Genomic DNA, 20,349 nt, shown 5'->3' on the forward strand with positions numbered 1-20,349 from the left:
CATTCCCGACTGGAGGTGAACCATGCCCAACCCGCTTGCGGGTCTGCCGCCGCGCCTGTTGCGCACCAAGGAAGCAGCGCGCTTCCTCGGCATATCCATCCGAACCCTTGAGAAGCATCGCACCTATGGCACCGGGCCGACCTATCGCAAGGTCGGCGGTCGCGTCCTCTATACCGTCCGCGATCTGGAGGACTGGAGCGCGGTCGGCGAACGCAAATCCACCCGCGACAAGACCGCCGGCACGGTCTTTCCCGCGCGTCGGCTCACACCCGAAGAACGGGACGAGTGCTAGATGCCGCGCGAGGACGATCACGCCCCCGCGCAGCCGACCGAGGACAGCGAGCGCAGCCGCCTAGACCCCTTCGTGGTCGCAACGAGCGATGCGCCGCCGCGCGACCAGCGCGACTTGATGGAACGGCCGTTTTTCTCGCTGGCGAAAACCCCGCGCACCAAGCCGATTCTCTACAAGGCCGCCGACATAGAGGTGCAGGTATTCGGGATGCCCGAGCATGGCATGGCGACCATTTGGGACGCCGATGTGCTGATATGGGCGGCCTCGCAGATTGTCGCGGCGGAGAATGACGGCCTCACGACTTCGCGCTTCGTCCGGTTCACGCCCTACCATCTGTTGCGTGCCATCGGCCGCCCGACCGGCAATCACCAATATCGGCTTCTGAAAGCCGCGCTGGCGCGGCTGCAATCGACCGTCATCGCTACCACCATCCGCAACGGCCCGCATTGGCGGCGGCGGCAATTCTCATGGATCAACGAATGGGAGGAAATGATGACGCGCGCCGGCCGCGTCGAGGGCATGGAGTTCGTCCTGCCCGAATGGTTCTACAACAGCGTCATCGACCGTTCGCTGGTCCTGACCATCGACCCGGCCTATTTCCGACTGACTGGCGGCATTGAGCGATGGCTTTACCGCGTCGCCCGAAAGCACGCCGGGCACCAGCGCCATGGCTGGATTTTCGAGGTCGCGCACCTTCATCAGAAATCCGGCAGCCTCGCGCGACCGTCCGACTTCGCGCTCGACCTGCGCCGCATCGCGGCCCGCCAGCCGCTCCCCGGCTACCTGCTCCAGATCGAGCGGGATGACGGCCGCGAGCTGCTGCGCATCCGCCCCGATAATTCGTCAACAGGCACTGTTGATAACCCTGTTAATGCCATCGGCACATCAGGCGCACGGGGTATCGGCACATCAGGCGCACGACTATCGGCAGATCAGGCGCACGAACCGCAGCTAACGCTTTGGCCTGAAAAGCGGAATCCGACCGCTAACTTATCTAACAGAGAATCTAACTCTTTTTCTTTGACGCGCGCGCAGGCGAAGCGTGGTGCCGGTTCTGCCGGGAACGGCGAGCCATGACGCCCGCCGTTTACGTAGCGCCCGCGCGCAATCCCTACCAGCACATTGCCGGAGACGCACAATGACCCGTCGCGCCCATCGCAGCGCGCACGGCCGTCCGCTGCCGGACGGGCCTGCGCCCTTCACCACATTGGTCGAACTGACTTTCGAGAAACGCCGCATCGAGCATTGGATCAGGTTCGGCCACAAGAGCTACGAACAGATCATCGACCGCCGCCGCAGCGTCGTCGGCTTCGCGCCGGGCAGCGTCTTCGCCTTCGTCCGATGGGCGAGCGGCGACCATGGCACGGTCGTTTCCCGCATCGACATTGTGCGGGCCATCGGTCGCGGCGAGCCGTTCCAGACATTGCCCTTCGTCCGTCCCGGCGGCGAAATCCTGTTGCGCCTCGACGGTTGGCCGAAGGTGCAGCGCGCGCTTGCCGCCATCGACGCCGTGGAAACGCTCGGCCTCGATCCGACCGACGCCTCCCCGGAGCACTGGCGGCACGTCCACAATCGACTGACCGCCAATCTGGAGCCGCACGCCTACACCCCCGAGCGACATGCCGCATGGCTTCACCGAAGGATCGAGCCATGACGCGCCGCCGCATCCTCACGGTTACGGCGCTCGCCGTCACCGGCATCGTCGCCGCCAGCGCCGTCGATTGGCCCGTGAAACTCATCTGGAACGCGACGGCCAGCGCACCCATCGGCTTCTACACCGTCGAGCCGGCCGACGCGCTCGACGTGCCCGAGCTGGTCGCCATCATGCCGCCCGAACCGCTCGCCACCTTCATGACCGAGCGCGGCTATATCGCGCGCGGCGTTCCGCTGTTGAAGCGCGTCGTCGGCCTGCCGGGGCAGCAGGTTTGCCGCTTGCGATCCACGATCACGGTTGACGGGATCGAGATGGGCGAGGCGCTGGGGCGCGACAGTCTCGGCCGCGATCTGCCCGTCTGGCAGGGCTGCCGTGTCATCGGCGACGACCAGCTTTTCCTCATGAATTGGGAAGTCCGCGACAGCCTCGACGGCCGCTATTTCGGACCCGTCCCCGCAGATTCCGTCATCGGTCGAGCGGTCCCGCTCTGGACCGATGAGGAAGGCGTCGGCCGCTACGAGTGGCGCACGCCGACGCACTGAAACCATCCCCCCAAAAAACCAACCGCAGGAGATTTTCATGGCAGAAATAGGCACCTTTACCCGCACCGAAACCGGCTATGCCGGAGAGCTTCATTCGTTCGGCCTCCACGAAAAGCTGTTCATCGTCCCGGCCAAGCCGAGCGACGTGAAGAACGCGCCCGACTATCGCCTGCGCCTCGATAGCGAAGACGGCCCCGACGCTGGCCCGGCATGGAAGGACGCCAGCGAAAATGCCGGCGACTTCGTGTCGATGAGGCTGGAGGGACCGATCTTCCCGTTCCCGATCCGCGCCAAGCTGTTCCAGTCCAACGACGATCCTTCGGTCTGGACGCTGCGTTGGAAGCACCCCCGGAAAGTCGAGGACGAGGAATGACGGCCGCGCGCGTCCGGCCCGCTATCCTGTCCAAGATCGTTATCCCTTTGTTCGCGGAAAAGCCGTCTCATCCCTTCGTCCCGCTCGGGCGCAGGACGGCCGGCGCGCGCAGCGAAGGTCAGGGGCGGCCATCGGCCGGCGCTTGCGCCTTGCCCTTGACCGCAGCGAGCACGCTGGCAGGCTGGCGGCGAAGCGGAGACAGGTCGGCATGGTGTTGTGCCGCTCTCATACTGGCCGGCGCGCTTTCCGTCTGCGCCGGATCGGGCGTCGCGGTCGCGCAATCCGCGCCCGTCGAGCGCCCCGCCGCCGCCCATCCCTATGCGGCTCACATCGCCGAGGCATCGCAGCGGTTCGGCATCCCCGAACACTGGATTCGGGCCGTGCTGCGCGCCGAGAGCGCGGGCGACGTGCGTGCGATTTCGTCGGCCGGGGCGATGGGATTGATGCAGGTGATGCCCGACACATGGGCGGGCCTGCGCGTCCGCCATGGCCTCGGCCGTGATCCCTACGACCCGCGCGACAACATCATGGCGGGCACGGCCTATCTGCGCGAAATGTTCGACCGCTACGGCAATGTCGCGGCGATGCTGGCAGCCTACAATGCCGGTCCCGGTCGCTATGACGAATACCTTGCGACCGGCCGCACGCTGCCGGCCGAGACGCGGGCCTATGTCGCCGTGCTCGCGCCCGTTCTCGGCGGCGCGGCTGCAACCGAACCGCCGTCATCGGCACCGCCACCGCCGCCGGATTGGCGCGAGGCACCGTTGTTCGTCATGCGCCCGGCCGACGCGCGGGCTGTCACCGCGCCGCCGTCCGATGCACGATCCGGCGACGGCCGCGCGACCGTTCCGGCGCGCGATCCCGCCGATGCGGAGTCGCAGGGCGACAGCATTTTCGTCGCCGACGCGAGCGGTTCGGGAACGCCATGAGGACGGCGTTCCCGCGCTCGGCGGCGCTCATTCCGGTGTCCAGTCAGGCAGGTTTTTGCCCGGCTGGATTCCCGGCAGGAGGGGCAGAAAAGACAGAAAGGGCGGAGGGCAAGATTAAAGAAGACGGCACCATGTCGGGCCGCTTCTGGAAATTATTGTTGTCTGCACACTGGTTAGGCGACCGATTCCGGCACCATGGTTTTGAGGGGCGGCGTGCCGCGATTTCGCGCAAAGCCTTGGCTTCACTGGATTTCGAGCGGCACCATAGGCCCATTCCGGCCTTTTTTCGGCGGCTTTGGCTGGAGTCGCGCCCTTGAGCGCCGACGACGAAAAGCGCTTCCGACCGAAGCCCGGCCGCATCCGATCTGACACGCCGAAGGCGGGCAAGACCAAGAGCTTTTTCACGCAGATCAGGAAGATCACCCGGCAGCATCAGGCAGCGGCCTCCCGCGATCCTTCCATGTCGTCATCCGCGCGCCCGTCATCGCCGGGGCGGTCCCGCGCCATGGTCGCCAGCGGCAAGGGCGTGAAGCGCGGCCGGGGCGCGAGCTTCGTGCGCGCCCGGAACATATCCGGCCAATGGCATCATCGCCAGCCGGGCAGCCGCCGCGTGATCGTCAAGCAGCGCAGCGTCCGGGCCGCATGGAAGGGCGGCCGTGCCCGCGCGCATCTGCGCTATGTCCAGCGCGACGGCACCTCACGCGACGGCGAGCGCGGCCGGCTCTATTCGGCGACAGAGGACCGCGCCGATGGCGACGCCTTCCTTGATCGCGGCAAGGACGACCGCCACCAATTCAGATTCATCGTTTCGCCCGAGGACGGCGCGGAGCTGTCGGACCTCACAGCCTACACCCGCGATTTCATGAAGCAGGTGGAAGCCGACCTCGGCACCAAACTCGATTGGGTTGCGGTGAACCACTACAACACCGGCCATCCCCATGTGCATGTCATCGTCAACGGCCGCGACGACACGGGCGGTGATCTAGTCATCAACGGCGATTATCTTTCCGCCGGCCTGCGCGAACGCGCCAGCGAGCTTGCCAGTCTCGAACTCGGCCCCGTCACCGAGATCGAGCAGACCCGCAAGCTGTCCGCCGAAATCGACCAAGACCGTTTCACCCGGATCGACCGCGCCATGACCGAGGAAGCAGATGCCCGTTTCCTCGACCTGCGCCATGAACCGGCAGAGCCGAGGCGGCAGTTCGAGCGGACGCTGCGTCTGCGCCGTCTCAGCAAGCTGGGGAAGATGGGGCTGGCGACCGAACACGCGCCCGGCGTTTGGGAATTGAGCAAGGACATGGAGCCGGCCCTGCGCGAGCTGGGCGAGCGTGGCGACATTATCCGCACCATGCAGAAGGCGCTCGGCCCACAGGGCGGCGAGCGCCATCCCATGAGCTTCCAAATCCATGACGGTGCGCCCGAGACGCCCATCGTCGGCCGTGTCGTGGACAAGCACCTGTCCGACGAGTTGAGCGAGAACCTGACCGTTGTGGTGGACGGGATCGACGGCCGCGCGCACCACATCGCCGGTATCGCGCCCGAGCGGCTCGAGGACGCTCGCATCGGCAGCGTTATCCAGATCGGCCCAGCAGAGGCGGCAACGCGGCCGTCCGACCGCACCATCACTGCCATCGCCGAGGAAGGCATCTATCGGCCGAGCCGTCATCTGGAGCAGGCGAAGTTCGAGGGCCGCGTTCCGGACGGCGACTATGAGGGCTATGTCGATGCTCACGTCCGCCGGCTGGAGGCATTGCGCCGCGCCGGGATCGTTGAGCGCATTGACGCCGACCAATGGCGCATCCCCGATGATCTGGTCAGCCGCGCCGCCGCCTATGACGCCGGCCGCGACCGGCAGGCCAGCGTTCGCGTGCTTTCCCCGGTCGATCTAGACAAGCAGATCGGATCGGACGGCGCGACCTGGCTGGACCGGCGGCTGATCCATGGCGAGACGGCCGACCTTGCCCCGACCGGCTTCGGCCGGCAGGTGCGCGAAGCCATGGAGCAGCGCCGCGAGCATCATGTCGAGCAGCGTGACGCCACCCGAGTGCGAGACGGCCGCATCTTCTACCGGCGCAACCTTCTCGCCACCCTGCGGGAGCGCGAGGTTGCCCGCGTCGGTGCGGAGATGACAGAGAGCAAGGGGCTGCCGTTCCGCGCCGCCACGGACGGGGAGAACGTCAGCGGCAAGTTCACCGGCACCGTGCAGCTATCGAGCGGCAAGTTCGCCGTGGTCGAGAAATCGCATGAGTTTACGCTAGTCCCATGGCGGCCGGTCATCGACCGCCAGCTAGGCCGCGAGGTCATGGGCGTCGTGCAGGGCGGTTCAGTGTCGTGGCAGTTGGGGCGGCAAAGGGGATTGGGAATTTGAGTTTGATGCTATGCGGCGCACCCTCCGTGCTGCGCTAAACATAAGGAGGGCTAGACTGCGCGCTCGTTCGCAATCTTCGATTTTAGTCGATCCACGGAGCGCGCGGTTGCTTCAAGGTAGCTCGCCCAAAGGTCCAGAAGATCAACTGTGCGGGGGACGGCCTGATCATCCGGCATGTCCGCCGCAAGCTTTTGGAGAAATTCCTTATTTGCGTTAAGCCTCTCATGTAGCGATGCTAGGAGGTCTTCGGCCCGGTCTGGGGACAGTTGGCCGAGGAACGCGATCCCAGCACTCAGTTGAGGAAGGTCGAAGCTTGCCAGAGCTTCTTCGAGCAGGCCAAAAAATTCTGTCTCCCCGTCGGGTGCCATAGCGAAAATTATTCGCTCTGCGCCCCGTTCACCCACTTCACTGCCAGAGGTCTCTAGCTTCCCTTCTTTATGGAGCTGTGCGAGCGCGTGGTAAACTGACCCCGATCTGACAGTCGTCCACGTCTCTACGCGCCATTCTTCCAGTTGGCGTCGCACCGCATACCCATGTGCCGTTCCAAGATGTCGGATCGTGCCCAGCACGAGGAGACGCGTCACGTTCATATTGCCCAACCTTCCAAGCAAAAGTTATAGCCAAACTTGGCCAAACGCGCTATCACGTCTTTGACCAAATTTGGCTAAAGGTACTTGCTATGCCGTCTCTAGATGCGATCAAGGCAGACATTCTGTCACTCGGCCCCGACATCCACGTTGATACGACCACTCCCGATCTCTTCTTCTTCATAGGTGACGAGAGGCGTATGCCCTTCGCCACCATTGTCACACATGACACCGACTTTGACGGCTTCGCCCAACTCGACCGCGATGGAGCATTTCGACTGAACATTTCGCTCGACCGGCACACTTTTGCGACCCTTTTCCCAGAGCACAACTCTCGTGCGGCGTTAGAGGCTGCTAATTTCGACTATGCGACCCGAGACAATATCCTGCCCCATCCAGTCTACGGGCGGATGCATTGGGTTTGCTCCATCAATCCAGATAGCTCCTATCCGCAGTGCCAAGCCCTTCTTAGTACTGCATATGAATTGGGCCGTCGCTGAAGTTACATGGCTCGGGAGAGATCGCTATGCGAAGGCGTCCTTCCAAGGTTGAGCGAGGCAACGGGTCGCTCAGGTCACATGGTTGGGCGTCGCGCATTCCCCTTGCATCGCTGATTCAGACGCTTGCCGTCGCCGAGTATCTGAACTTCCGCCATGCCGCCAACGCACTCGGCGTGGCGCAATCCAGCGTTAGCGCCCGCGTGAAGGCGCTGGAGGAAGACCTTGGCATCCTCCTTTTCGAGCGCCATGCAAGAGGCGTCCGGTTGACCGGGGCCGGACGCCACTTCGTCGAACGTATCGCTGTAGCCGTCGATCAACTCGGCCATGCGGTGAAGACCGCAGGCATGGCGGCAGCCGGAGAAAGTGGCAGACTGCGCATCGGCATCCATGCCCTGACCCCCGGCAGTTTCATCGCCGAACTGATTGCACAATATCGGGAAGGCCACCCCGGCATTCAGGTCGAGATCACCGAAGGCACGGCCCGCGATGCAATTATGCAGCTTCGCGGCGACCAGTTGGACGTGGTATTCGTCGCCGGGAAGCCCGAACTGCCTGACTGCCACACCCGACCGATCTGGACCGAACCGCTTGTTGCAGTGCTGCCGGAGAGGCATCGCCTTGCCGGACAACCAGCAATCACCTGGGCCGATCTGATCGGCGACACCTTCCTTGTTCGCTATGGTGGCACTGGGCCGCAGGTTCACGATCATATCGTGCTGCGCCTCGCAGGGCGCTGGCCCGTTCCGTCGATCCTGCGCTTCGACGTGGAGCGCGGCACGCTGCTGTCCATGGTCGAACAGGGCTTCGGCATCACCATCGTCGGCGCGGCCTCGGCGCTGCTGCCGACAACTGGCATCGTCTTCCTGCCCTTCGCCGACGAGGCAGAGCCGGTTGCATTTACCGCCGTCTGGTCGCCGTTCAACCGCAGCGCCGCGCTGCAAAACCTGCTCGACCTCGCAGGCAAAATGAACCGTGACAGCGATTCGCCCAATCGGTTGCGCGGTGGCACTCGGACGGCACGATAACGGTGAAGCCGATCCGTCCTATTTGCCGCCGATAGTATCCGGTAGCCCTCCGGCATCCGCTTTCCTGTTGCCCACCACGATTTTGCCTACTCTCTGATCGGCCCCGTCTCTCTTGCCGACTGGAGCCTGTATTGCGCGGAGGCCGAATCCTTTGGGGCCAGATCGCTGTCGTCTTCACCATCGTTCTGGTGATGACGTGGGCGGCGACGCAATGGGTTGCGTTCCGCCTCGGCTTCCAGACGCAGCTTGGAGCACCATGGTTCGAGGTGATTGGCCTGCCGGTCTATTATCCGCCTGCTTTCTTCTGGTGGTGGTTTTCGTTTGATGCCTACGCACCCGCGATCTTCGTCGAGGGCGGCATCATCGCCGTATCGGGCGGCTTCCTCGCCATCGCCGCCGCCATCCTTATGTCGATCATCCGGTCGCGGGAGGCGCGCAACGTCGCCACCTACGGCTCCGCACGATGGGCCGAGGACAAGGAAATCCGCGCGGCCGGACTGCTCGGCCCCGATGGCGTCCTGCTCGGCCGATACGATCGGGACTATCTGCGCCATGACGGCCCCGAGCACGTCCTATGCTTCGCCCCGACGCGCAGCGGCAAAGGCGTCGGGTTGGTGGTGCCGACGCTGCTGACATGGCCGGGAAGCTGCATCGTCCACGACATAAAGGGCGAGAATTGGACGCTGACAGCGGGCTTTCGCGCGAAGCATGGCCGCGTCCTGCTGTTCGATCCGACCAACACGAAATCCTCGGCCTACAACCCGCTGCTGGAGGTCCGGCAAGGGGAATGGGAAGTCCGCGACGTGCAGAACATCGCGGATACTCTGGTCGATCCCGAAGGCAGCCTCGACAAGCGCAATCATTGGGAAAAGACCAGCCATAGCTTGCTGGTCGGCGCGATCCTGCATGTTCTCTACGCGGAGAAGGACAAGACTTTGGCGGGCGTCGCCAACTTCCTGTCCGACCCGCGCCGCCCGGTCGAGTCCACTTTGCGCGCGATGATGGACACGGAGCATCTCGGCGAAGCGGGCGTTCATCCCGTCATCGCTTCGTCAGCCCGCGAGCTGTTGAACAAGTCCGAGAACGAACGGTCGGGCGTGCTCTCCACCGCCATGTCGTTTCTCGGCCTCTACCGCGATCCCGTGGTGGCGCGCGTCACCGCACGATGCGACTGGCGTATTGCCGATCTGGTCGGCAGCCGCCAGCCCGTCACGCTCTATCTGGTCGTGCCGCCATCCGACATAAACCGCACCAAGCCGCTCATCCGCCTGATCCTCAACCAGATCGGCAGGCGGTTGACCGAGGAACTGACCACTTCGGCCAAGCGCCATCGGCTGCTGTTGATGCTGGACGAGTTTCCGGCATTGGGCAGATTGGATTTTTTCGAGTCCGCCTTGGCCTTCATGGCGGGCTACGGAATCAAAGGCTTCCTGATCGCGCAGAGCCTCAACCAGATCGAGCGTGCCTATGGGCCGAACAACGCGATCCTCGACAACTGCCACGTCCGCGTCAGCTTCGCCACGAACGACGAACGAACCGCCAAGCGGGTGAGCGACGCGCTCGGCACCGCGACCGAACTGCGCGATTCCACCAACTACGCCGGCCATCGCCTAGCGCCATGGCTCGGGCATTTAATGGTGTCGCGGCAGGAGACGGCCCGGCCACTGCTCACGCCCGGCGAGATCATGCAGCTACCGCCCACCGACGAAATCGTGATGGTTGCGGGAACGCCGCCGATCCGCGCCACCAAGGCCCGCTATTTCGAGGACGCGCGGTTGCAGGAACGCATCCTGACCCCGCCCGATCTGGTCGCCGGTCCGCTGGCGCCCAGCCCTTCCGCCGATGACTGGTCCGGTCGCGTGGTCGCGGCGGAAAGCCGTTCCGCAACGGCCGCCGCAGACGCGGCGGAGGGCGATACGGCCAATGCCGGCATCCGCCGCGAGCCGGAATTGCCCGAGCATGAGGAAATCATCCAACCGCCGCCTTTGCCCGAACAGGAGTTCGACATTCTGGACGACGAACCGGACGTTGACGCGGCCAAGGCCCGCGCCATGCGCCAGCGCATGAGGATGGTGGCGCGGCAGGTAGCGTTGAACCCCGATGACGGAATCGACCTTTGAGGACACGCCCATGACCACACGCACCCGCCTGAATCTCTACTTCGACCCCGCGCTCATTCCGCAGATCGAGGCGATGGCGCTGCGCCGCTCGGTGGCGCTACGCCGCAATGTCTCAAAATCCGCTATCGTGGAGGCGGCGGTCATGTCCTACCTGTCCGGCGATGCCGACGACCAGCTTGAAGCCGCCATGTCGCGCCGCCTGGACAAGCTCGGCCGCCAGATCGACACGCTCGACCTGGACCTCGCCGTCCTCGGCGAGACGGTCGCTCAGTTCATCCATTTCTGGATGACCATCACCCCGCCGCTCACGGGAGCCGCACAATCCGCTGCGCGTGCCAAAGGCGCGGAGCGGTTCGAGGGCTTCATGCAGAATCTCGGTCGGCGTCTGGCGACCGGCGACAGGTTCCTCAAAGAGCTGTCGCGTGACCTCGACTCACTTCCCGACGATCCGTTGCCGGACGAGTCCGAGAGCAACGGCGATCAAGAGTAAGTATTCGGACCCATCCTATTTACCGCCGTTCGCCGCCGATCACCGCACGCAGCTAGATACTTGTTGAACCGGCCCAATTCCGGGCTTTCTTAATCGACCCCGATCCGGGGACCGCCTGTTGCGCCCCGCCAGAAGCCGGGGCCGACATGACCACCAACCACCACAGACAGGAAGCGATCCAGCGCGGCGCACGCATGTTGCGCACCGCGCTCGGCCCAGCCATTGCCCGGCTGCTCGAAGACCCGGCCGTGGTCGAGGTGATGCTGAACCCGGACGGCCGCCTTTGGGTGGATCGGCTATCCGAAGGGCTTTCCGACACGGGCGAGCGCCTGTCCGCCGCCGATGGCGAACGCATCGTGCGGCTGGTCGCGCATCATGTCGGCGCAGAGGTTCATGCCCGCAGCCCGCGCGTCTCGGCCGAGCTGCCCGAGAGCGGCGAGCGGTTCGAGGGCCTGCTGCCGCCCGTGGTCGCCGCGCCGGCCTTCGCCATTCGCAAGCCCGCCGTCGCGGTGTTCACGCTCGACGACTATGTGGCGGCGGGCATCATGTCCGCCGATCAGGCAGCGACGTTGCGCGAAACCGTTTCTTCCCGCGCCAACATCCTCGTGGCGGGTGGAACCAGCACCGGCAAGACCACGCTGACCAACGCGCTGCTCGCCGAGGTGGCGAAGACGGCGGATCGTGTCGTCATCATCGAGGACACGCGCGAACTGCAATGCGCCGCGCCCAACCTTGTCGCCATGCGGACGAAAGACGGCGTGGCGACGCTTTCCGATCTGGTCCGTTCCTCTCTGCGCCTGCGCCCGGATCGCATCCCCATCGGCGAGGTGCGCGGCCCCGAAGCCCTCGATCTTCTGAAAGCGTGGGGCACCGGCCATCCGGGCGGCATCGGCACCATTCATGCCGGCACCGGCATTGGCGCGCTGCGCCGCCTCGAACAACTCATTCAAGAGGCTGTCGTCACCGTCCCGCGCGCGCTGATCGCCGAGACCATCAACCTTGTTGCCGTTCTTTCCGGGCGCGGTTCCGCGCGCCGGCTGGTCGAACTCGCCCGCGTCGAAGGTCTCGGTCCAGACGGCGACTACCGCATCACCCCTGCCAACCCCAACACAGGAGAATCTTCATGATCCGCGCCCTTACGCGCGGCTATCGCTTCGCCGCGACCGCCGCATCCGCCTTTGCCATCAGTTTCATGCTCGCACCGGCCGCCCATGCGTCCGGTTCGTCGATGCCGTGGGAACAGCCCTTGCAGCAAATCCTCCAGTCCATCGAGGGGCCGGTCGCCAAGATCATCGCCGTCATCATCATCATCGTGACCGGCCTGACTTTGGCCTTCGGCGATACGGGCGGCGGCTTTCGCAAGCTGATCCAGATTGTGTTCGGCCTGTCCATCGCGTTCGCGGCGTCGAGCTTCTTTCTGTCGTTCTTCTCGTTCGGCGGCGGGGCGCTCATCTGATGGCGGGCGGTCTCGAACAACTCGACGCGGTGCCGGGATTCACGATCCCGGTCCACCGGGCGCTGACCGAGCATATTCTGCTCGGCGGCGCACCGCGCGCCATCGCCATTATGAACGGAACGCTGGCCGGGGCCGTGGGCCTCGGCCTGCGCCTCTGGCTGGTCGGCCTCGCCATATGGGCCATCGGCCATTTCGCGGCCGTGTGGGCGGCGAAGCGCGATCCCCAATTCGTTGAGGTCGGGCGGCGGCATCTCCGCATCCCGGCTTTTCTGTCAGTGTGAGGGCGCGGCCATGATGAACCTTGCCGAATACCGCCGCACCGCCACCCGGCTCGCCGACTATCTGCCATGGGCCGCATTGATCGGCTCCGGCGTCGTCTTGAACAAGGATGGGAGTTTCCAGCGCACCGCGAAGTTTCGCGGTCCCGATCTGGATTCCGCCGTCGCCGCCGAGCTGGTCGCCGTCGCCGGCCGCATCAACAACGCCGTGCGCCGCCTCGGCTCCGGCTGGAGCGTCTTTGTCGAGGCGCAGCGCAGCGAGGCCGCGACCTATCCCGACAGCACCTTTCCCGATCCCGCATCGGCGCTGGTCGATGCAGAGCGCAAAGCCGGTTTCGAGGAAGCGGACGCGCATTTCGTGTCCGGCTACTTCCTCACCTTCCTCTGGCTGCCCCCGGCCGAGGAAGCCGCGCGCACTGAGGCATGGCTCTACGAGGGCCGCGATAAAGCCGGCGTGGACCCGTGGGAGCTGCTGCGCGGCTTCATCGACCGCACCGACCGCGTGCTGGCCTTGCTCGACGGCTTCATGCCCGAGTGCCGTTGGATGGATGACGGCGCGACGCTGACCTATCTCCATTCCACCGTCTCGACCAGCCGGCATCGCGTGTGTGTGCCAGAGGTGCCGATGCACCTCGACGCGCTGCTCGCCGACCAGCCGTTGACCGGCGGGCTGGAGCCGCGCCTTGGCGATGCACACCTGCGCGTCCTTACCATCGTGGGATTCCCCACCGCGACGACGCCCGGCCTGCTCGACGAGATGAACCGGCTGCCGTTTCCATATCGCTGGAGCACGCGCGCGATCCTGCTCGACAAGACCGACGCCACGCGGCTGCTGACCCGCATCCGCCGCCAATGGTTCGCCAAGCGCAAAAGCATCGCCGCGATTCTGAAAGAGGTGATGACCAACGAGCAATCCGTCCTCGTGGACACCGACGCAGCGAACAAGGCGCTCGACGCCGACATGGCGTTACAGGAACTCGGCGCGGAGGTGGCGGGCATGGCCTACGTCACGGCGACCGTCACCGTATGGGATGCCGACCCGCGCGTGGCGCAAGAGAAGCTGCGCCTGGTCGAGAAGATCGTTCAGGGCCGCGACTTCACCGCCATGCCCGAGAGCGTCAACGCGGTTGACGCATGGCTCGGCAGCCTGCCCGGCCACGCCTACGCGAATGTCCGCCAGTCACCCATCAGCACATTGAATCTCGCCCACATGATCCCGCTGTCGGCGGTGTGGGCGGGGCCGGAACGGGACGAGCATTTCGGTGCGCCCCCTTTGCTCTTTGGAAAGACCGAAGGCTCAACCCCGTTCCGGCTAAGTCTTCATGTCGGCGACGTAGGCCACACCCTTGTCGTCGGCCCCACGGGGGCGGGTAAGAGCGTGTTGCTCGCCCTCATGGCCTTGCAGTTCCGTCGCTATGCGGGATCGCAGGTCTTCGCCTTCGACTTCGGCGGTTCGATCCGCGCCGCATCGCTCGCCATGGGCGGCGACTGGCACGACCTCGGCGGTGGGTTGACCGATGGGGCCGAGGCGTCCGTTTCGCTCCAGCCGCTTGCCCGCATCCACGACACCTATGAACGCGCATGGGCGGCGGACTGGATTGCCGCCATCCTCATGCGCGAGGGGCTGGCGATTACGCCAGAGGTAAAAGAACACCTTTGGACGGCGCTGACTTCGCTCGCTTCCGCGCCGGTCGAGGAACGCACCATCACCGGCCTTGCCGTGCTGTTGCAATCCAACGATCTGAAACAGGCGCTCCGGCCGTTCTGCGTCGGCGGGGCCTATGGCCGGCTGCTCGACGCCGAAGACGAACACCTCGGCTCGGCGGACGTGCAGGCGTTCGAGATCGAGGGGCTTGTCGGGACCGACGCAGCCCCGGCCGTCCTGTCCTACCTGTTCCACCGCATCGGCGACCGGCTCGACGGCCGCCCCACGCTGCTCATCATCGACGAGGGTTGGCTTGCGCTGGACGACGAAGGGTTCGCCGGCCAACTCCGCGAATGGCTGAAAACGCTGCGCAAGAAAAACGCATCGGTCATCTTCGCCACGCAAAGCCTGTCCGACATCGACGGCAGCAACATCGCGCCGGCCATTATCGAGAGCTGCCCGACGCGGCTCCTGCTGCCGAACGAGCGGGCTATAGAACCGCAGATCACGGCCATCTATCGCCGCTTCGGACTCAATGACAGGCAGATCGAAATCCTCGCACGGGCCACGCCCAAGCGGGATTATTACTGCCAAAGCCGCAGGGGCAATCGCCTGTTCGAGCTTGGCCTGTCCGAAGTCGGCCTCGCGCTCTGCGCCGCATCCGCCAAATCCGACCAGACCCTCATTGCGCAGATCGTCACTGAGGCCGGCCGCGACGGCTTCCTCGCCGCGTGGCTGCGCGAGCGCGGCGTCGATTGGGCGGCCGACCTGATCCCGAACCTCACCAATCTTGCCGACCGGCCGGAATCCGCCGCGTCGGCCCGGCTCGATACCCACCCCACACAGGAGATTCTTCCATGACCTATCCCAAGATCGTCGGGGCTTCGGCCCTCGCGCTGGCGCTCGCCGTGCCAGTCGCGCTTTCGCCCATGCTGGCAAGCCCGGCCCATGCGCAATTCGGCTTCGGCCGGATCGTCTTCGATCCCTCCAACTATGCCGAGAACGTGCTTACGGCCGCGCGCACGCTGGAGCAGATCAACAACCAGATTCAGAGCCTCCAGAACGAGGCGACGATGCTCATCAATCAGGCCCGCAATCTGGCGAGCCTGCCATATTCCTCGCTCCAGCAGCTCCAGCAGAACGTCCAGCGCACGCAGCAGCTTCTCGGGCAGGCCCAAAATCTTGCGTTCGAGGTCGGCCAGATCGACCAAGCGTTCCAGAAGCAATACGGCAATGTCTCGCTTTCGGCGAGCGACACCCAGCTTGTCGCTGATGCGCGCAGCCGTTGGGAGAACACGGTCGGCGGCCTGCAGGACGCCATGCGTGTGCAGGCGGGGGCCGTTGGCAACATCGACAGCAACCGCGCCGAGATGGTCGAATTGGTCGGCCAGAGCCAAGGCGCGACCGGCGCGCTGCAAGCCACGCAGGCCGGCAACCAGCTTCTCGCCCTCCAGTCGCAGCAGCTTTCCGACCTGATCGCGGTCATCTCGGCAAATGGCCGCGCCGATGCGCTGACAGAAGCGGAGCGCGCGACCGCCGCCGAACAGGGCCGCATCCAGCGCGAGCGGTTCCTGACGCCGGGCAGCGGATACCAGCCCGGCAACGCGCAGATGTTCAACAACGGCAACAACTGATCCGGAGGCTCGCCATGGACGGCAAGATGCTGGCCCGGCTCGGGGCCGTGGTGTTCGTCGCGATTGCCTTGACAGTGACCGCAATCGACATGGCGCGGAAGGACGAAGCTTCCGCGCCGCCCGCCGCGCCGGCCCTCCAGCCGCCGGCCGATCCCCTGCGCGATAGCCTGCGCCGTTGTCAGCAGCTCGGCGAGGTCGCCGCCAGCGATGCCGACTGCCTCGCCGCATGGGCTGAATCCCGCGACCGCTTCCTCGGCCGTGATCGCAGCGAGGCGCGCTGACCATGGGCAACACGGGCGTCATCGACAATTTCCTTGGGGTCTTCACCTCCTACATCGACAGCGGTTTCGGGCTGCTCGGCGGCGAGGTCGCCTTCATCGCCACGACGCTCATCGTCATCGACGTGACGCTTGCCGCGCTGTTTTGGGCATGGGGTGCGGATGACGACATCATCGCCCGGCTAGTCAAAAAGACGCTGTTCATCGGCGTCTTCGCCTACATCATCGGCAATTGGAACAATCTGGCCCGGATCGTCTTCGAGAGCTTTGCCGGTCTCGGCCTTATGGCATCGGGAACGAGCTTTTCCGTTGCCGACCTGATGCGGCCGGGTCGCGTGGCGCAGACCGGCCTCGACGCCGGCCGGCCGCTGCTCGATTCCATTTCCGACCTGATGGGCTGGATCGCCTTCTTCGAGAACTTCATCCAGATCGCGTGCCTGCTGTTCGCATGGGCGCTGGTCGTGCTGGCCTTCTTCATCCTCGCCATCCAGCTCTTCGTGACGTTGATCGAGTTCAAGCTGACCACGCTTGCCGGCTTCGTGCTGATCCCGTTCGGCCTGTTCGGCAAGACCGCGTTCATGGCCGAGAAGGTCTTGGGCAACGTGGTGTCGTCCGGCATCAAGGTTCTGGTTCTCGCCGTCATCATCGGCATCGGCAGCACCTTGTTTTCGCAATTCACGGCCGGTTTCGGCGGGGCGACCCCGACCATCGACGACGCCATGGCGATTGTGCTCGCCGCGCTATCGCTGCTCGGCCTCGGCATTTTCGGCCCCGGCATCGCCAATGGCATCGTGTCGGGCGGCCCGCAACTCGGCGCGGGCGCGGCCGTAGGAACCGGGCTTGCGGTCGCAGGTGTAGGCGTCGCCGCTGGCGGCGGGGCCATGCTTGCCGCCAAAGGTGGTGCTGCCGCGCTGTCCGGTGGAGCCGCGGCCGTCCGCGGCGGTGCGGCCACCGCGGGCGCGGCGACCGCTGCCTATAGCGTCGGCGCGCTCGGCCAGTCCGGCGCGGCCGGTGTCGCTTCCGGTCTTGGCGGTGTTGCACGCGCCGCAGGATCGGCCGCCGTCTCTCCCTTGAAGCGCGCCGTCTCCAAAACCACCGAATCCGTCAAATCCAGCTTTTCCGGTGGCGCACGCGCGGCCTTTGGCGTGACCGGCGGTTCTTCCACGGCAGGCACGGTCGGCGGCGCGAGCGCCGATCCTGTCACCGCAGCATCCGGCCCGGCCGGCAGCCCTCCCGCATGGGCGCAGCGGATGCGGCGCTCGCAAGCCATGAACCACGGCACCACCATGACCGCCCATGCCGTCCGCTCCGGCGACAGCCACGGCTCCGGTTCCTCCATCAACCTTTCCGAAAGTGACCGCTCATGAGCATCTTCAAACGACCAGCAACCCATTACGGCAAATCGCCAGAACCCGAGACGCCCTATCAGAAGGCCGCGCAGGCATGGGACGAGCGCATCGGGTCGGCCCGCGTGCAGGCAAAAAACTGGCGGCTCATGGCCTTCGGCTCGCTGATCCTGTCGGCGGGCTTCGCCTCGGCGCTGGTCTGGCAGTCTGCGCGCGGGACCGTGGTGCCGTGGGTTGTTCAGGTGGACAATCTCGGTCAGGCGCAGACCGTCGCCCCTGCCAACGCCGACTATCGCCCGACCGATCCGCAGATCGCGTTCCATCTCGGCCGCTTCATCGAGCAGGTGCGCGCGATCCCGGCCGACGCCATCATCGTCCGCCAGAACTGGCTTCGCGCCTATGAGTGGACCACGGATCGCGGCGCGGCGGCGCTCAACGATTACGCCCGCGCCAATGATCCCTTCGCCAAGGTCGGCCGTCAGCAGGTCGCCGTCGAGGTGTCGAGCGTCATCCGCGCATCGCCGAACAGCTTCCGCGTCGCGTGGACCGAACGCCATTTCGAGAACGGCCAGCTTTCGACCACGGAGCGATGGACCGCGATCCTGACCATCGTGATCCAGACCCCGCGCGATGCCGAACGGCTGCGCGCCAATCCGCTCGGCATCTACGTCAATGCGATTTCATGGTCGCGGGAGATGAGCCAATGAGGACGATCACCCGCACGCCCACCGTTGCGGCTATGCTGCTTTCGGCGACCATGCTGGCCGGCTGCGCCACCAACCGCGCGCAGCAATGGAGCTATGACGACAGCGTGCCGCCGCTGCCGACCGTGCAGGCGGCCGTCACAAACGACACGCCCCGGCCGTTGCATGTGCCCCCCGCGTGGACCGTAGCGCGGGGCGGCGAGGCTGCCGGCACACCGACCGGCCGCGTCGAGAACGCCAATGCTGCCGCCCGCGTCGAGCCGCGCCGCGAAGGCTATTACAACGCCATACAGGTTTTCCCGTGGAGCGAAGGCGCGCTCTATCAGGTCTACGCCGCAGTCGGGCAGATCACGACCATCGCGCTAGAGCCGGGGGAAAGCCTGACCGGCGCGGGGCCGATCGCGGCAGGCGACACCGCCCGCTGGATCATCGGCGACACCGAGAGCGGCAGCGGTGCCAGCCGTCGCGTCCATATCCTCGTGAAGCCGACGCGCCCGGACATTTCCACCAACCTTGTCGTGACCACCGACCGGCGCACCTACATGATCGAGCTGCGCGCCCGTGAAGCCCTCTATATGCCCGCCGTGGCATGGGCCTATCCCGCGCCGCCGGCAGGCCAGCGCCAGACGGTCCCGGCCGCGCCGATCATCCCGGCCGAGGCTGCGCGGAACTATCGCTACGGCCTGACCGGAGACAGCCCGCCATGGCGGCCCATTTCCGTCTTCGACGATGGACGGCGCGTCTATGTCGTCTTTCCGGCCGGCATCGTGCAGGGCGAGATGCCGCCGATCTTCGTGCTCGGCTCCGATGGCGAGCCGCAGATCGTCAATTCCCGCATCCACCAGAACATCCTGATCGTGGACCGCCTGTTCGGCGCGGCCGAACTGCGTCTTGGCAGCGGCAACCGACAGCAGGTCGTCAGGATCGTCCGCATCAACCCGACGCAGGCGGCAGACGCGCAGCCCGCCAGCGTGACTGGAGGCTCCCCGTCATGACCGACAACACTATCGCCGAGACTGCTCCGACCATGCGGCTGCGCGCCGAACCGCCGCGCGTCACCCGCCTGTCCCGCAAGATGCTGGCGGGCGTCGGAGCCGTCGCACTTCTCGGCATCGGCGGCGCGCTGATCTATGCGCTCCAGACCCGCGACGGGGGACAGGGTAGCGAAGAACTCTATTCGACCGAGAACCGGCCCACGGCAGACGGTCTTGCCGGCCTGCCGCGCGACTATTCCGGCCCGGTGCTCGGCCCCGCGCTGCCCGGCGACCTCGGCCGTCCCATTCTCGACGCGCAGAACAGAGGACAGCCCGTCGCGCCACCCGTCATGGCGACGCCCGCTGTCGATCCCGCAGAGGAACGTCGCCGCGCCGAGGAAGAAGCTGCGCGCTTGAGCAATGTGTTTTTCCAGTCCGGCCCGCGCACGGGAGCGCCGGCAGGGACGGCCATGCCCGGCCTTGCAGGACTCGGCCTCGGCGGACAGCCCGCGACGCAGGACCGGCATACGGCGTTTCTCAATGGACCCGTGGACCGGCAGACCGTCGCCCCGGATCGCGTCACGCCGCCAGCCTCGCCCTACATCCTTCAGGCTGGGGCCGTGATCCCCGCTGCGTTGATTACCGGCATCCGTTCCGACCTTCCGGGCCAGATCACCGCGCAAGTCACCGAGAACGTCTATGACAGCCCGACCGGCAGCCTGCTCCTGATCCCGCAGGGCACGCGCATCATCGGCCAATACGATGATGGCGTGACCTTCGGCCAGCGCCGCGTGTTGCTGGTCTGGAATCGCCTGATCCTGCCGGGCGGCCGCTCCATCGTTCTGGAGCGCCTGCCGGGCGCGGACGCCAGTGGCTATGCCGGCCTTGAGGATGGCGTCGATTATCATTGGTGGGATCTGATGAAGGCCGCAGGGCTGTCCACGCTGCTCGCGGTAGGATCGGAGCTGGCGACCAGCGACGAGGACCGGCTGATCCGCGCCATTCGCGACGGGGCGCAGGATACCGTCAATCAGGCCGGCCAGCAGATCGTCCAGCGCCAGTTGCAGGTCGCGCCCACGCTGACCATCCGGCCCGGCTTCCCGGTCAGGATCATCGTCACGCGCGACCTGGTGTTCGAGCCGGCAGGAGGTTGA

The 20,349-nt window shown here is 65.7% G+C and carries 23 protein-coding genes and 1 pseudogene; 23 read left to right on the forward strand and 1 reads right to left on the reverse strand.

Features of this window, described 5'->3' with window-relative positions; genetic code table 11:
* Window positions 1-22: 22 nt before the first annotated feature.
* The 9 genes and pseudogenes from ACVCNR_RS01580 (at window position 23) to ACVCNR_RS01620 (ending at window position 6,158) form a co-directional block, all read left to right on the forward strand.
* Window positions 23-292, forward strand: coding sequence for a helix-turn-helix transcriptional regulator (locus ACVCNR_RS01580; protein WP_447073580.1), 270 nt, complete (start codon window positions 23-25; stop codon window positions 290-292).
* Entirely contained in the window at window positions 293-1,369 is a 1,077-nt protein-coding gene (locus ACVCNR_RS01585) for a replication initiator protein A (protein WP_447073582.1), read from the forward strand.
* A gap of 61 nt (window positions 1,370-1,430) precedes the next feature.
* A complete protein-coding gene (locus tag ACVCNR_RS01590) occupies window positions 1,431-1,946 on the forward strand; it encodes a DUF2840 domain-containing protein (protein WP_447073583.1) in 516 nt (171 codons plus the stop codon).
* The gene (locus ACVCNR_RS01595) at window positions 1,943-2,488 is read left to right on the forward strand and encodes a S26 family signal peptidase (protein ID WP_447073584.1); all 546 of its coding nucleotides are present in this window, start codon (window positions 1,943-1,945) and stop codon (window positions 2,486-2,488) included. The genes ACVCNR_RS01590 and ACVCNR_RS01595 overlap by 4 nt, the downstream gene beginning before the upstream one ends.
* A gap of 37 nt (window positions 2,489-2,525) precedes the next feature.
* Entirely contained in the window at window positions 2,526-2,861 is a 336-nt protein-coding gene (locus ACVCNR_RS01600) for a DUF736 domain-containing protein (RefSeq protein ID WP_422866520.1), read from the forward strand.
* Window positions 2,858-3,790 (forward strand): lytic transglycosylase domain-containing protein, encoded by a 933-nt coding sequence (locus ACVCNR_RS01605; protein ID WP_447073585.1) that lies wholly within the window; start codon window positions 2,858-2,860, stop codon window positions 3,788-3,790. The genes ACVCNR_RS01600 and ACVCNR_RS01605 overlap by 4 nt, the downstream gene beginning before the upstream one ends.
* Complete coding sequence (locus tag ACVCNR_RS01610) at window positions 3,787-4,107, forward strand: hypothetical protein (RefSeq protein ID WP_447073586.1); 321 nt, start codon at window positions 3,787-3,789, stop codon at window positions 4,105-4,107. The genes ACVCNR_RS01605 and ACVCNR_RS01610 overlap by 4 nt, the downstream gene beginning before the upstream one ends.
* Before the next feature lie 188 nt (window positions 4,108-4,295).
* A pseudogene (locus ACVCNR_RS01615) lies at window positions 4,296-4,757 on the forward strand (relaxase/mobilization nuclease domain-containing protein); the annotation flags it as partial.
* Window positions 4,731-6,158 (forward strand): DUF3363 domain-containing protein, encoded by a 1,428-nt coding sequence (locus ACVCNR_RS01620; RefSeq protein ID WP_514373700.1) that lies wholly within the window; start codon window positions 4,731-4,733, stop codon window positions 6,156-6,158. The pseudogene ACVCNR_RS01615 and the gene ACVCNR_RS01620, both read left to right, overlap by 27 nt.
* Before the next feature lie 50 nt (window positions 6,159-6,208).
* On the opposite strand, the gene ACVCNR_RS01625 is transcribed toward ACVCNR_RS01620, so the two are convergent.
* Complete coding sequence (locus ACVCNR_RS01625; protein ID WP_447073587.1) at window positions 6,209-6,748, reverse strand: PadR family transcriptional regulator; 540 nt, start codon at window positions 6,746-6,748, stop codon at window positions 6,209-6,211.
* A gap of 89 nt (window positions 6,749-6,837) precedes the next feature.
* On the opposite strand from ACVCNR_RS01625, the gene ACVCNR_RS01630 reads away from it, so the two are divergent.
* The 14 genes from ACVCNR_RS01630 (at window position 6,838) to ACVCNR_RS01695 (ending at window position 20,349) form a co-directional block, all read left to right on the forward strand.
* Window positions 6,838-7,245, forward strand: coding sequence for a DUF6194 family protein (locus ACVCNR_RS01630; RefSeq protein ID WP_447073588.1), 408 nt, complete (start codon window positions 6,838-6,840; stop codon window positions 7,243-7,245).
* Between the two features lie 26 nt (window positions 7,246-7,271).
* Window positions 7,272-8,270, forward strand: coding sequence for a LysR family transcriptional regulator (locus ACVCNR_RS01635; protein ID WP_447073589.1), 999 nt, complete (start codon window positions 7,272-7,274; stop codon window positions 8,268-8,270).
* 131 nt (window positions 8,271-8,401) lie between these two features.
* Complete coding sequence (locus tag ACVCNR_RS01640; RefSeq protein ID WP_447073591.1) at window positions 8,402-10,390, forward strand: conjugal transfer protein TraG; 1,989 nt, start codon at window positions 8,402-8,404, stop codon at window positions 10,388-10,390.
* Between the two features lie 10 nt (window positions 10,391-10,400).
* Window positions 10,401-10,880, forward strand: a complete 480-nt coding sequence (locus ACVCNR_RS01645; protein WP_447073593.1) for a CopG family transcriptional regulator — start codon at window positions 10,401-10,403, stop codon at window positions 10,878-10,880.
* A 146-nt stretch (window positions 10,881-11,026) separates the two neighbouring features.
* Window positions 11,027-12,007 carry a P-type conjugative transfer ATPase TrbB gene (gene trbB / locus ACVCNR_RS01650; RefSeq protein WP_447073595.1) on the forward strand — a complete coding sequence of 327 codons (981 nt, stop codon included), beginning with the start codon at window positions 11,027-11,029 and terminating at the stop codon, window positions 12,005-12,007.
* Window positions 12,004-12,336 carry a TrbC/VirB2 family type IV secretion system protein gene (locus tag ACVCNR_RS01655; protein ID WP_447073597.1) on the forward strand — a complete coding sequence of 111 codons (333 nt, stop codon included), beginning with the start codon at window positions 12,004-12,006 and terminating at the stop codon, window positions 12,334-12,336. The genes trbB and ACVCNR_RS01655 overlap by 4 nt, the downstream gene beginning before the upstream one ends.
* Window positions 12,336-12,617, forward strand: coding sequence for a VirB3 family type IV secretion system protein (locus tag ACVCNR_RS01660; protein WP_447073599.1), 282 nt, complete (start codon window positions 12,336-12,338; stop codon window positions 12,615-12,617). Before ACVCNR_RS01655 ends, ACVCNR_RS01660 begins: the two co-directional genes overlap by 1 nt.
* 10 nt (window positions 12,618-12,627) lie before the next feature.
* Window positions 12,628-15,120: a conjugal transfer protein TrbE gene (gene trbE, locus ACVCNR_RS01665; protein WP_447073600.1), complete on the forward strand. Its 2,493-nt coding sequence runs from the start codon at window positions 12,628-12,630 to the stop codon at window positions 15,118-15,120.
* Entirely contained in the window at window positions 15,117-15,893 is a 777-nt protein-coding gene (gene trbJ, locus ACVCNR_RS01670) for a P-type conjugative transfer protein TrbJ (protein WP_447073602.1), read from the forward strand. Before trbE ends, trbJ begins: the two co-directional genes overlap by 4 nt.
* 14 nt (window positions 15,894-15,907) lie before the next feature.
* Window positions 15,908-16,174 carry a putative entry exclusion protein TrbK-alt gene (gene trbK-alt / locus ACVCNR_RS01675; RefSeq protein WP_447073604.1) on the forward strand — a complete coding sequence of 89 codons (267 nt, stop codon included), beginning with the start codon at window positions 15,908-15,910 and terminating at the stop codon, window positions 16,172-16,174.
* A gap of 2 nt (window positions 16,175-16,176) precedes the next feature.
* Window positions 16,177-17,538 carry a P-type conjugative transfer protein TrbL gene (gene trbL / locus ACVCNR_RS01680; RefSeq protein WP_447073605.1) on the forward strand — a complete coding sequence of 454 codons (1,362 nt, stop codon included), beginning with the start codon at window positions 16,177-16,179 and terminating at the stop codon, window positions 17,536-17,538.
* On the forward strand, window positions 17,535-18,224 hold the full coding sequence (gene trbF / locus ACVCNR_RS01685; protein WP_447073606.1) for a conjugal transfer protein TrbF: 690 nt from the start codon (window positions 17,535-17,537) through the stop codon (window positions 18,222-18,224). Before trbL ends, trbF begins: the two co-directional genes overlap by 4 nt.
* Entirely contained in the window at window positions 18,221-19,216 is a 996-nt protein-coding gene (trbG, locus tag ACVCNR_RS01690) for a P-type conjugative transfer protein TrbG (RefSeq protein ID WP_447073607.1), read from the forward strand. The genes trbF and trbG overlap by 4 nt, the downstream gene beginning before the upstream one ends.
* Entirely contained in the window at window positions 19,213-20,349 is a 1,137-nt protein-coding gene (locus ACVCNR_RS01695) for a TraB/TrbI/VirB10 family type IV secretion system protein (RefSeq protein ID WP_447073608.1), read from the forward strand. The genes trbG and ACVCNR_RS01695 overlap by 4 nt, the downstream gene beginning before the upstream one ends.

The sequence above is a fragment of the Aquamicrobium terrae genome, assembly GCF_052978165.1.

Coding starts and splice junctions, on each gene's coding strand:
- ACVCNR_RS01580 (WP_447073580.1), top strand. CDS start 23: ATGCCCAACCCGCTTGCGGGTCTGCCGCCGCGCCTGTTGCGCACCAAG.
- ACVCNR_RS01585 (WP_447073582.1), top strand. CDS start 293: ATGCCGCGCGAGGACGATCACGCCCCCGCGCAGCCGACCGAGGACAGC.
- ACVCNR_RS01590 (WP_447073583.1), top strand. CDS start 1,431: ATGACCCGTCGCGCCCATCGCAGCGCGCACGGCCGTCCGCTGCCGGAC.
- ACVCNR_RS01595 (WP_447073584.1), top strand. CDS start 1,943: ATGACGCGCCGCCGCATCCTCACGGTTACGGCGCTCGCCGTCACCGGC.
- ACVCNR_RS01600 (WP_422866520.1), top strand. CDS start 2,526: ATGGCAGAAATAGGCACCTTTACCCGCACCGAAACCGGCTATGCCGGA.
- ACVCNR_RS01605 (WP_447073585.1), top strand. CDS start 2,858: ATGACGGCCGCGCGCGTCCGGCCCGCTATCCTGTCCAAGATCGTTATC.
- ACVCNR_RS01610 (WP_447073586.1), top strand. CDS start 3,787: ATGAGGACGGCGTTCCCGCGCTCGGCGGCGCTCATTCCGGTGTCCAGT.
- ACVCNR_RS01625 (WP_447073587.1), bottom strand. CDS start 6,748: ATGAACGTGACGCGTCTCCTCGTGCTGGGCACGATCCGACATCTTGGA.
- ACVCNR_RS01630 (WP_447073588.1), top strand. CDS start 6,838: ATGCCGTCTCTAGATGCGATCAAGGCAGACATTCTGTCACTCGGCCCC.
- ACVCNR_RS01635 (WP_447073589.1), top strand. CDS start 7,272: ATGCGAAGGCGTCCTTCCAAGGTTGAGCGAGGCAACGGGTCGCTCAGG.
- ACVCNR_RS01645 (WP_447073593.1), top strand. CDS start 10,401: ATGACCACACGCACCCGCCTGAATCTCTACTTCGACCCCGCGCTCATT.
- trbB (WP_447073595.1), top strand. CDS start 11,027: ATGACCACCAACCACCACAGACAGGAAGCGATCCAGCGCGGCGCACGC.
- ACVCNR_RS01655 (WP_447073597.1), top strand. CDS start 12,004: ATGATCCGCGCCCTTACGCGCGGCTATCGCTTCGCCGCGACCGCCGCA.
- ACVCNR_RS01660 (WP_447073599.1), top strand. CDS start 12,336: ATGGCGGGCGGTCTCGAACAACTCGACGCGGTGCCGGGATTCACGATC.
- trbE (WP_447073600.1), top strand. CDS start 12,628: ATGATGAACCTTGCCGAATACCGCCGCACCGCCACCCGGCTCGCCGAC.
- trbJ (WP_447073602.1), top strand. CDS start 15,117: ATGACCTATCCCAAGATCGTCGGGGCTTCGGCCCTCGCGCTGGCGCTC.
- trbK-alt (WP_447073604.1), top strand. CDS start 15,908: ATGGACGGCAAGATGCTGGCCCGGCTCGGGGCCGTGGTGTTCGTCGCG.
- trbL (WP_447073605.1), top strand. CDS start 16,177: ATGGGCAACACGGGCGTCATCGACAATTTCCTTGGGGTCTTCACCTCC.
- trbF (WP_447073606.1), top strand. CDS start 17,535: ATGAGCATCTTCAAACGACCAGCAACCCATTACGGCAAATCGCCAGAA.
- trbG (WP_447073607.1), top strand. CDS start 18,221: ATGAGGACGATCACCCGCACGCCCACCGTTGCGGCTATGCTGCTTTCG.
- ACVCNR_RS01695 (WP_447073608.1), top strand. CDS start 19,213: ATGACCGACAACACTATCGCCGAGACTGCTCCGACCATGCGGCTGCGC.